The sequence below is a fragment of the Synechococcus sp. H60.3 genome (assembly GCF_047462295.1).
Taxonomy (GTDB): Bacteria; Cyanobacteriota; Cyanobacteriia; order Thermostichales; family Thermostichaceae; genus Thermostichus.
Map to the genome: position 1 here is coordinate 6,531 of NZ_JANSIY010000054.1, position 10,389 is coordinate 16,919.

The 10,389-nt window shown below is 58.9% G+C and carries 9 protein-coding genes; 6 read left to right on the forward strand and 3 right to left on the reverse strand.

Annotated features, from left to right (window positions below; genetic code table 11):
• Positions 1-232: 232 nt before the first annotated feature.
• Entirely contained in the window at positions 233-1,015 is a 783-nt protein-coding gene (locus NW841_RS07415) for a Ycf66 family protein (RefSeq protein WP_414377717.1), read from the forward strand.
• Positions 1,016-1,122: 107 nt separating this feature from the next.
• Here the strand turns inward: NW841_RS07415 and ppc are convergent, their stop codons facing one another.
• From ppc to NW841_RS07430, 3 genes are all read right to left on the reverse strand, one after another.
• Complete coding sequence (gene ppc / locus NW841_RS07420) at positions 1,123-4,059, reverse strand: phosphoenolpyruvate carboxylase (protein ID WP_414385982.1); 2,937 nt, start codon at positions 4,057-4,059, stop codon at positions 1,123-1,125.
• A gap of 151 nt (positions 4,060-4,210) precedes the next feature.
• Positions 4,211-4,468, reverse strand: coding sequence for a DUF3146 family protein (locus NW841_RS07425; protein WP_414371317.1), 258 nt, complete (start codon positions 4,466-4,468; stop codon positions 4,211-4,213).
• 201 nt (positions 4,469-4,669) lie between these two features.
• Entirely contained in the window at positions 4,670-5,011 is a 342-nt protein-coding gene (locus NW841_RS07430) for a DUF3155 domain-containing protein (protein WP_414364309.1), read from the reverse strand.
• A gap of 682 nt (positions 5,012-5,693) precedes the next feature.
• On the opposite strand from NW841_RS07430, the gene NW841_RS07435 reads away from it, so the two are divergent.
• The 5 genes from NW841_RS07435 (at position 5,694) to NW841_RS07455 (ending at position 10,300) form a co-directional block, all read left to right on the forward strand.
• Positions 5,694-6,170 carry a DUF4168 domain-containing protein gene (locus NW841_RS07435; RefSeq protein ID WP_414385983.1) on the forward strand — a complete coding sequence of 159 codons (477 nt, stop codon included), beginning with the start codon at positions 5,694-5,696 and terminating at the stop codon, positions 6,168-6,170.
• Between the two features lie 445 nt (positions 6,171-6,615).
• Positions 6,616-6,765: a hypothetical protein gene (locus NW841_RS07440; RefSeq protein WP_414364307.1), complete on the forward strand. Its 150-nt coding sequence runs from the start codon at positions 6,616-6,618 to the stop codon at positions 6,763-6,765.
• 180 nt (positions 6,766-6,945) lie between these two features.
• The gene (locus NW841_RS07445) at positions 6,946-7,461 is read left to right on the forward strand and encodes a DUF2062 domain-containing protein (RefSeq protein ID WP_414364306.1); all 516 of its coding nucleotides are present in this window, start codon (positions 6,946-6,948) and stop codon (positions 7,459-7,461) included.
• Between the two features lie 198 nt (positions 7,462-7,659).
• On the forward strand, positions 7,660-8,448 hold the full coding sequence (map, locus tag NW841_RS07450) for a type I methionyl aminopeptidase (RefSeq protein WP_414385986.1): 789 nt from the start codon (positions 7,660-7,662) through the stop codon (positions 8,446-8,448).
• A gap of 7 nt (positions 8,449-8,455) precedes the next feature.
• A complete protein-coding gene (locus tag NW841_RS07455) occupies positions 8,456-10,300 on the forward strand; it encodes a chloride channel protein (protein ID WP_414385984.1) in 1,845 nt (614 codons plus the stop codon).
• The last annotated feature ends 89 nt before the right edge of the window (positions 10,301-10,389 follow it).

A 10,389-nucleotide genomic window follows, 5' to 3' on the forward strand; every position in this document is an offset into this window, starting at 1 on the left:
CGCCAAGAGCTGCAGCTCCGCCTGGCCAAAAAGACTTTTCTTGTCTACCCGCGCCAGATACAGCATGAAGCCTACTGGAATGTACAGGCCATCCTAGCACCGATCCCCTTCCTTTGAGGGATCCTGCCTTAAAACCGGGAGGGTTGTCCCCGGGAGGATCGATGTTAGGATCGGCTGTGAAATGGGCAAGGCCTGACGCCTTCCTGTTTTCATCAGTTTAGGGATCCCTGGCATGTTTCTCACCCAAAGCCCCTATTTTTTGATGGCAGCGCTGGTGGCGATTGCTAGTGGGGCCATCTTTGCCGTTCGCTTTATCAAGCGCGAGGCCTCCGCAGAGTCGGATGTGATTTTCGCAACGATGGGCCTGATCTATTCCGTCTGTCTGCTCTTGGAAGGTCAGCGCCTGATCCCGTTGCTGTTTTTTGCCCAGGTGCTGTTGGCGGTAGTGGCCGGCTGGTTTGCCCTCGAAACTTTCCGATTGCGGATCCTCCTGAACGAAAAGGTACGGCAGGTAGGCGGGCTTCGTCCGGACGTGCGGGGCCGGGGCTTCAGCCGCACCTATCCACCGGATGGCTATCCACAGGCGCGCAGCGTTTCCACGCGGGCTAGCGGATCCCGCATTCGCGACACTTCCTCCGCCAGTCGCTCCATTCCTGAACGTAGCGAGGAGCCAGCTCGTCGCCCGCGGCCCCAACTGACCAGCGATACCCGGGTGCGCCCGCGCCGTCGCCCGGAAGCGGAGGAGTATTACGACGAGCCAGAGACCCGCTCCCGTCGAGACGCCGAGTACGATGAGCAGGCTCCCCCTCGCCGCCCGGCTGCCGAGGACTATCCCGAGGATGCGCAGGAAGAACGGGGCACAGTCACCCGCCGCCGTCCCCCTCGTCTGCCTCAAGACCAGGAGGAGGGCTATGCCGATGAAAAACCTCGTCGCCCCTCCCGCCGCGTTGTCGAGGTAGAATCGGTGGAAGTGCAAGAGGCGGAGCCAGACGAGTACGAAGATGATTTGTTCTGACCTCACCCTCAAGCCGTTCTAGCCTAAGGGCGACTCCCAACTGCTTTCCTCCCCGAGAGATCTTAAGCCGGTTGGAGAGGGCTGTAGCTGTCCTTATCCATCGATCCTCAACCTGTGTTGCGCATACCAGCAGCGATGCCGTTGATGGTGAGCAGAGCTCCCCGCAGCAGTTCGGCGCGGTTGTACTGGGTGTTGTGAAGGTGGGACTTTTGCTTACCACGCAGGCGCTTGAGGAGCGAGACCTGAATAAACCCGAGAGGCACGATTGAACGGTTGCGCAGTTGCACCGAGCGCTTCAGGTAGGGGTCGTTCTCCAACAGCTCCTTGTGCCCTGTAATTTTCAAAACCATCTCGCGGGTGCGGTACATTTCTTGGGCAATGCACTCGAATAGCTCCATCGCCCGCGCCAGGCGCTCGGGGGAGCTCATCTCTCGCACGTAATGGCGGGCAATTTGCAAATCCGCCTTGGCCAGGGTCATCTCCACTTTGGAGATCACCATGCGGAAGAAGGGCCACTCGCGGTAGAGATGCTGCAGGTGGTTGAGGTTGTGCTCGCCTTTAGCCGCGTATTCCTCCAGAGCGGTGCCCACTCCATACCAGGCAGGCAAGAGAAAACGGCTTTGCGTCCAACTGAATACCCAGGGAATGGCCCGCAGGGATCCGATATCTTTCGAGTTGCCGCTGCGGCGGGCAGGGCGGGAGCTGATCTGCAGTTGGCCAATTTCTTCAATGGGGGTGACCTCGTGGAAAAACTCCACAAAGCCCTCCTGCTCATAGACCAGGTTGCGGTACACCTGGCGAGAGCGCTCTGCCAGCGATTCCATCAGGCGCGACCACTCGTGCAGGTCATTGGGGTAGGTGCGCAGCAGGCTTGCCTGAATGACGGCGCTGGTAACAGTTTCCAGGTTAAAAATGGCCAGATCCTGGAGAGAATACTTGGAGGCCAACACCTCTCCCTGCTCAGTAATCTTGATGCGGCCCCCCACGCTGCGTCCCGGCTGGGCCAAAATTGCCTCGTAGGCTGGCCCTCCCCCGCGCCCCACCGAGCCACCCCGGCCATGGAAGATCTGCAACTTCACACCATAGGACTCGGCCACTGCCTGCAGCCGCTGCTGGGCTTTGTAGATCTCCCAGTTGCTGCTTAGAAAGCCAGCATCCTTGTTGCTATCCGAGTAGCCCAGCATCACCTCCTGTAGGTTTTCCTGCTGGGCCAAGTACTGGCGATAGAAAGGAATCTCCAACAACTGCCGCAGCACCTCTGGTGCCTGCTTGAGGTCTTCAACGGTCTCAAACAGCGGCACCACCGCCAGGGATCCCCGCCCGCTGATGGGATCATAAAGGCCCACCTCCTTGGCCAGCAGCAGCACCTCTAGCAGATCGCTCAGCTGGCGGCTCATGCTGATTACATAGGTTTGGCACATGGCCGGTCCAAACTCCTGCTGCAGCCGGCGCAGGGTGCGAAAGGTGGCAATCAGCTCTGCCGCCTTATCGGAAAAGGGAGCTTCTAGAGGGATGAGGGGCCGGCGGGTTTGCAGCTCCCGCAGGAGAAAAGCCGTTTTTTCCTCCTCCGTCATCTCGCTGTAGGGCCGCGGCAAGATCCGCAGGTACTCGAAGATCTCGGTGAGAGCGGCCTCGTGGTAGCTGCTGTCTTGGCGGATATCCAGGTGGGCCAGATGGAAGCCAAAGACCTGCACCTGGTGAATGAGGTGATCCAACTGGCGGCAGGAGAGGCCACTGTTTTTCAAGCTGCTCTGAATAAGCTGCAAGTCGGCCAGAAATTCTTCCGCATTGGCGTAGGCGTTGTCCACGGGGGGAGGAGCGGGCAGATAGGCGGAGTCAGCCAAATTGCGGTTGCGCTCCCGCGTCAGCTCCAGCCGCCGCTGGATGTAGCTAAGCTTGAGCCGGTAGGGCTCCTGGCGATATTGCAGCGAAAAGGACTCGTAAACCTCCGGCATGAGGCGACGATCCTGCTCAAGGGCATCCAGCAACTGGCTGTCCACATCCCCCCAGTGCAAAGAGACGCTCAAGGTTTTGGTGAGCGCCTTCACCGACTCGATGTACTTGCCCAAAATTAGGTTGCGCTGGTAGCGGGCCGTTTGCCAGGTAACGTCGGCAGTGACGGAAGGGTTGCCGTCCCGATCCCCGCCTACCCACGAGCCGAAGTTGCAAAATCCTGCTGGCGGTGGCTCGACGCTGGGAAAGGACTTTTTCAGGCTGCGGCTGAGGTATTCGTGCAGCAGGGGGATAGCCTGAAACAGTACCTCTTCAAAATAGTGCAAGGTGTAATCGACTTCGTTGAGTACTGTTGGCTTGGCCTGATGCAATTCGTCGGTGCGCCACCAGAGCAGAACTTCCTCCGCCAGTTGTTCTCTCAACATCTGGGCCTGCAGAGGGTGGGATTGCTCTGCCCAGTCCAGTTGGCTGAGCAGGCGGGAGAAGGCCCGTTGCTTTTCGCGGATAGTGTGGCGGACAATCTCGGTGGGGTGGGCGGTGAACACCAGGCGGATGTGCAGCCGCTCCAGCAGCCGGCGCAGCAGTCCCGGCGGCACCCCCTGAACTCGCAGGTAAGGGAACAGACGTTCAAATTTTTCATTTTCCCGCACGGTGCGCTGCTGGCTGTCCACCATGCGCATATCTGAGTCTTCTGCCCGTTCGTAATGCTGTTCAACGATGTTGATCAACTGAAAGAACAAGGCGAAGGCGCGGGCCGTTTGAATGGCTGCATCGAGGCTGAGATGCTCGACAATTTGTAGTACTTCCGGGATGGGGTACTCCAAGGCCTGCCCTTCAGGGGAACACATGGAGCGCAGCCGCCGCAGCAGATCCACCAAAGGCTGCCCGCACTCCTGCAGGATTACGGATTCCCAAAGTTCTTCCACCAGTTGCAGGCGGCGATTCAACAGGTTGTTCCTGCGGTCAAGCACTTCATCTGTGGGGAGGGCACAGGCCAAGGGATCCCGTTCCGCCAGTAGAGGGGCCTCCTTCCGGCCATTGGCAGAACCCACTGCCCGCTCTGCACTCGTCAGGTGGGAGGAAGAGGTCATGAAGGCAGCTCCTAGAACAACCATCCCAATATTAGAGCCTGTTCGCTGGAAGCGCAGATGTAGCTAGCATCACCCTTGGAGGAGAGCTTTCTTGGCACCCTGGCCACCTCTCCCCCTGCTCCTCCATGCCTAGGGATCCCTGGATGGCCGGTTAGAGACGGCTGCGAATCACAAACGAGTAGTTGCTGCCGGGTTCCAACAGATAGTCAGATTTTTCCAAAAAGCGGCTCAAGGGCTCGCAAATCAAGGCCCGTCCTACGGAGGGTTCCACCTTCAGCTCCCCAGCTCGAAAGCGCCAGCAAAAGCGCCAAACCCAACCGTTGGCGTTGACTTCCCCTTCAATAGCGCCCTCCTGCCAGGAGCGGCGGGTAATTTGTACATGGGCGGTGGTCTGCGGCAGTCGGCTCATCCAGAACCTCCCGACGGGATCCCTTGTAGGGTAGCGCGCAAACCCCTCTCCGAGAAGTCGAAGATAGGCCGTGAAGGGCTAGATAGATGCTAGACGGAAAGGGATCCCGTTGGTTGGATGGTTCTCTTGCCGAGGATAACAACAAACGCCCCTGGGGGGCTGTTTCTTCAGCTCCTGAGGCCGGGAACGATTATATAGAAACTATTGAGCGGCAGTTGCCAAAGCCTTGGGAGATTTTTTCTCCGGCTTCTCAGCCGCCACCTCCGCTAGCAAAGCCCGTAAGCTGGGAAAGAGAAAGTGATTTTCTTCGACATATTGCGCACCAAACAGTCCCTTCTCCGCCCAGAAAAATCGGTCTACCGTGTGCTCGTTTCGCCGAACCAGAATCAGCGCAGGCGGCTGAATAGAGTTTTCCTGTATATACCTCCGAGCGGCGGTTACAGACTTTTCTTCGCCGCTATCTAATTTAAATTGAGGAATATGATCTAAAATTTTGCGCCCCTCCAAACGACGGCGGCTCTTACGCTTTCTTCTCCTGACCAATGTCAGCCTCCTGTAGAAGGATTACAAGACAACCGCAAAGAATATATCAGTACTACTTAAGAAAATCAATAACTTCTACCGGCCTTTGTTATCATCCTTTACAGAGATAACAAAAGACAACAGACGTCCTCCTCCACGAACAGAAAAGAGAGGCAACTCACCTCTGTCGCCCCTCCAAGAACTCTGCCGAGAAACCGCCTACTCAGTTGAAAAATAAACCTCCTCGCTCAGCAAGGGAGCGAGCCAAGAGCAGGTTAGGACAGGAGAGGCAATAGGCTATCGATGAGCTCTGAGGCCTGCGAAGAAAGTCAACTGCCAGCGCAGGAGACTCCCTTCGGATCTTGCTTCCAAGCTAGCATCGCCCAAAGGGATGCTCAACGGGACATATACTTAAACTCATATGCGGACAACCCCCCTTGGTGTGGATTAGGGTTGGTTAATGGCAACTGCGCAAACCTAGAGCAGCTCCACCAAAGGGAATACTCGCGTGGCGAGCAGCCTTTGGAGAGAGTACTACGACTGTACAACCAATTTTCTGTTTCTACAATATGTCCAGGATAGGTTTCCCATACTGCGTTAAACCCTTAGACGGCAGACAGACCTCTTGCTACTCTGGCTTCAGGCATGACCTGAGCCATGGGGGTTTTGGTCGATCTCAGTCTAGGTCTAGGGAGTTTTGGGCATGAGGAAATTCGCGTTGCTGGTGAGTCTGGGATTGACTCTAGGATCCCCGCCGCTTTGGGCACAGAAGGCAACCTCGCTCCCCAGTCCTGCTGCAACTCCTTCTCCGGCTACAGGGGGGGATCCCAGCGCGCAAGCTTCCCCAACTCTAACCCCAGAGCAAGTTACCGATGCTCAGGTGGAGCAGTTGGTGCAGATTCTGTTGGAATTGGATCCTTTGATCCGGGAAGCCAGCGCTCAGTTGCGAGAGACCCAGAACGAAGAAGAGTACGAGCAGATTATGCAGCGCACGGAAACCCAAGCCAGCCGCATTGTCGAGAAGCAGGGGCTGACGGTGGCCGAATATCGCGAGCTGATGATCCTGGCCAACGAAGATCCTGTTCTGAACCAGCGAGTGCGGGCCCGCTTGCAAAAAGTGATCGAAGAAAGGGAGTCCTCTGCTTCTCCCCAGCCAGCCACCCCGACGCCTAGGCCCTAGGTTGAGCCGACTGCTGTTGGCTGGAGACAGAAAGAACCTAGGGCAACCGCGAGGTAGAACAAGTGTGGCCGGCCTCGCTGTTGAGGCAGATTTTCCCTTGCAACAAGTTCACCCGTTGTTGTACAGGGGTCAAGCTCAATCCTGTCCCTCCCTGCCACTACAGATCCGAGCTGGGCACGCGCTAACCACTATTTGACGCTGACCTTGCAGGTACAGCGCAAGCCTTCCCGTCTTGCAAGGTAAAAAATAAAACGAGCTGCGAGGCAAATTATCAGCCTATTGGTGCAAGTTCCTTTCGGCATACAGCTCGCCAACGTAACCCCGTTAGCGGGTGGGGGGCCAAAGTTGAGGTACTGAGCAACTTTTTGGCAATCTTCCGGCTCCCGTCTCCCCAGGATGAGATCCTAGAATTGGAGTCTTCTAGGATCTTCTCTGGGACTTGAGGATGACAACTCCGCCTGAAAAGCCCGCCCCCAAAGTTCAAGCGGGATCTCTGCGAGCTGTGCTGAGCGTTGCACTGTTTCTGTTCTTACTGGCGCTGGTTTCCTACTTGAGTCTCAACTTCGTGCTGGCCTTGGTGGACAAGCTCAGCTAGCCACCCCCTGAGGCGATCCCTCGGCGCCGATCTGCCGGTAACCCTTTGTCTTCGGCAGCAGGAAAGATACAATGGATTTACACGGCTTAACACCTTTTCTCAGTTTCTACTCTCGCCATCATGAGCCCCCTCTCGTGGCTGAGACCATTTTCTTGGTTCACAGGTTCGCCGGGATCCGCTGTGCCCTATCTTGAGTCTCAACCTGCGCTGACGTTGCCCCGCCGGGATCTGGGCTGGAGGCGGTGGCTGCGCTACCTATATTTGCGCCTGTTGCGAATGCAATCCTCTCCCAAGGAGATTGCCCGCGGCCTGGCGGCGGGAGTTTTTGCGGGTTGTTTTCCCATCTTCGGCTTTCAAACCCTGGTGGCTCTGCTGTTGGCCGTTCCTTTGCGGGGCAACAAGCTGGTGGCGGCGGCAGGAACCTGGGTGAGCAACCCCCTCACCTATGTGCCGATCTATGCGTTTAACTACCGGGTGGGAGAATGGCTACTGGGATCCCGAACAGCCTTTGCCACTTCGGAACTGGTGGTAGCCCAGAACTGGATGCAGTGGGGCCTGGAGGTCTCGGGTACGCTCTTTGTCGGCTGTGCATTTGTCGGGTTTTGGGGCGCCCTCGTTAGCTACTTTCTGGGGCTGTGGCTGGTGCAGCGGATCCGCCGGCGGCGGAGAATGGGCCGGGTCTGCAATACCCTGTGAAGGGATGTAGGGCGGCTCAGAAGGCCCAACCCAAAGCTGGGCTAGGCCGAGATCCCTGGCGGCTCAGACTTCAGAGATGGATCGAACTTCGGAGAACAGAAGGGTTTGACGATGGAAGATATGCGATCGCTATTAACCGATCTCAGCCGCCGCTCGCAGCGATGGGGGGAACAATTGGGATCCGCGTTGCAGACGGGCATGAGCCAGCTTACCCAAGCTCCTCAGCCGATTGTGTTGCTCTCGTCACGGGAGCTGGAGAAGATGCGACGGGCCTGCCGCCTGGCCGCGGATCTGCTCAAGCACCTGGAGCCGATGGTGCAGCCGGGGGTCACCACCCAAGAGCTTAACGACGAAGCGGAGCGCTGGACGCGGGCCCACGGGGCCAGGAGTGCCCCTCTGGGCTACCACGGCTTTCCCAAGTCCATCTGCACCAGCGTCAACCACGTCGTCTGCCACGGCATTCCCAGCCCCAAACAGATCCTGCGGGAGGGGGACATTATCAATATTGATGTCACCCCAGTTTTGGATGGCTACCACGGCGACACTTCCAAAACGTTCTTTGTCGGGCAGCCTTCCGAGCGGGCGCGGCGTCTGGTGGAGGTGGCGGAAGAATGCCTGCGGCGAGGCATTGCCGCCGTGAGGCCAGGCGGCAGAGTTGGGGATATCGGGGCTGCCATCCAGGAGTACGCCGAGTCGCAGGGCTACAGTGTGGTGCGGGACTTTGTCGGCCACGGGGTGGGACGGCAATTCCACACGGCACCCCAGATCCCCCACTACGGCGAACGGGGGAAGGGGGAAAAGCTCCGCCCCGGCATGGTGTTCACCATCGAGCCGATGATCAACGAGGGTACCTGGGAAGTGAGGGTGCTGCCCGACAAGTGGACGGCTGTTACGGCAGATGGCAAGCTCTCCGCTCAGTTTGAACATACGGTTGCCGTTACCGAAACCGGCGTGGAGATCCTGACTCTGCCTTCTTCAAGCTCCTAAGCCCTTTATGGACAGTGTGAGCGTTGCCGATCCCCGCCTGCGTCTCTCCTCTGAGAATCTACTGCTGCTGCTGGCGGCAGCAGCGGGGTTGGGCACAGGGCTTTTGGTGGTGGGGTTTCGCTATCTCATCGGCTGGTGCCGCTATCTTTTGCAGGATACTCTCGTCGATAGCATTGTCAGGGCTGCGCAACAACACGGCCTGTTGCTGCTGGGATCCTGGGCAACCATTTTGGCGCCACTGCTGGGGGGTCTGTTGATCGGCACTCTGGGGGTGGTTCTGCCTTTCCCCAACCTCAGCCTCTCCAGTTTGGTGAGTTCCAACCGACCTCTCGCCCCTCGCCCAGAGTGGATCCCCCTTAAGCTGGTGGCTGCTGCCATCTCGTTGGGGGCGGGAGCCTCGCTTGGGCCAGAGGCCCCCAGCGTGGAAAGCGGGGCCCTGCTGGGATGTCTGCTCGGGCAAAACCTGCGCCTCTCGCGGGAGCGAGTGCAACTGTTAATGGCTGCAGGGGCAGCGGCGGGGCTGGCGGCGGGGTTTAACGCGCCGATTGCTGGGGTGTTTTTGGCGCTGGAGCTGGCCTTAGCTCGCTCCTTTACCACGTCGGCCGTCAGCGTCGTGGTGTTGGCAGCGGTGGTGTCGGCCCTGATCGCCCAGGTAGGGCTGGGGGCGCAGCCGGCCTTTCTGCTGCCGACCATTACCCAGCCGGCTTTTGTCTTACCTGCCTACGAGCTCCACAGCCTCCTGGAGGTGCCCCTCTATTTGGGTTTGGGCCTTTTGGCCAGCTTGGTCTCCATCGCCTTCGGCTACGCGCTGGAATGGGGCAAGCACCTGTTCGGTAGTGGCCTCCTGGCGGCCTGGCCGGCCTGGAGCAAGCCGATTCTGGGCGGTGGGATCCTGGGCTGTGTCGGCCTGGGGATCCCGTTGGCCCTGGGGGTGGGCTACGAGACGATTGAGTTGATTCTGCAGGCGGTGCCCTTTTCCCTCGGCCAGCTTGGCCTGCTGTTGCTAGGCAAGTTATTCCTTAGCGCAGTGAGCTTGGGCAGCGGCTTTGTCGGGGGAACCTTTGCCCCGGCTTTGTTCTTGGGGGCGGTGTTGGGGGCAGGCTACGGCCAGGTGTTGGGAAAGGCTTTGCCTGCTATTGCCCTCTCTCCCCCTGCCGCCTACGCCATGGTGGGCATGGGGGCGGTGTTGGCGGCCAGCGTGCGGGCTCCCCTAACGGCGATTTTGCTGCTGTTTGAGATGACGCGGGACTACCACATCGCCTTGCCAGTGATGGCAGCGGTGGGCTTGAGCATTTGGCTAACGGAGCAGTTGCACCCGCCGGCCATTTACCCTTCCGCCCGTCGCAGGCAGGAGCCGAAGGGCCTGACGGTTCAAGAGGTGATGGTGCCCCCTTCTCTGCTGCTGCAACAGGATACGCCCCTGCGGGAGGCCCTGGAGCGTTTGCTGCAACAAAAGTGTCACAGCGCTTTGGTGGTGGACGGGCAAGAGCGGCTGCGGGGCATTCTCACTCTGGAAGACCTCGAGCGGGCCCTGGCCCACAGGGAAGCCGGGGAATTGGCCGAACTGACGGTAGAGCAGGTCAGCCAGGCTCCTGTGCTCACTACCTTCCCCGACGAGGCCGTGGCGGTGGCCGCCGAGCCGATGTACGAATACGATTTGCGCCAGTTGCCAGTGGTCTCGCGGGAGGATCCGGAGCATGTGGTTGGCCTCCTGGATCGGGAGCGGGTGTTGCTCTCCCAAGAGATCGAATCTATGCGGCAAGTCCTTGAGCCGGAAGTTCTTGCTCCAGATGGGGGCAAAAATGGGATCCCTGCCCAGCCCACTCCCTCCTCCCCTACGCCGGCAGACTAGGGAGCAGCGCTGCCGCAGCGGGGCGGAGGGACATTCTTGACACTCCTCCACTAAAGTCGGGGGATTCTTACGCAGTCCATAAACGAACT

Bases quoted from the DNA above. Each gene is read 5' to 3' on its own strand.
- NW841_RS07415 (WP_414377717.1), top strand. From the start codon at position 233: ATGTTTCTCACCCAAAGCCCCTATTTTTTGATGGCAGCGCTGGTGGCG.
- ppc (WP_414385982.1), bottom strand. From the start codon at position 4,059: ATGACCTCTTCCTCCCACCTGACGAGTGCAGAGCGGGCAGTGGGTTCT.
- NW841_RS07425 (WP_414371317.1), bottom strand. From the start codon at position 4,468: ATGAGCCGACTGCCGCAGACCACCGCCCATGTACAAATTACCCGCCGC.
- NW841_RS07435 (WP_414385983.1), top strand. From the start codon at position 5,694: ATGAGGAAATTCGCGTTGCTGGTGAGTCTGGGATTGACTCTAGGATCC.
- NW841_RS07440 (WP_414364307.1), top strand. From the start codon at position 6,616: ATGACAACTCCGCCTGAAAAGCCCGCCCCCAAAGTTCAAGCGGGATCT.
- map (WP_414385986.1), top strand. From the start codon at position 7,660: ATGAGCCAGCTTACCCAAGCTCCTCAGCCGATTGTGTTGCTCTCGTCA.
- NW841_RS07455 (WP_414385984.1), top strand. From the start codon at position 8,456: ATGGACAGTGTGAGCGTTGCCGATCCCCGCCTGCGTCTCTCCTCTGAG.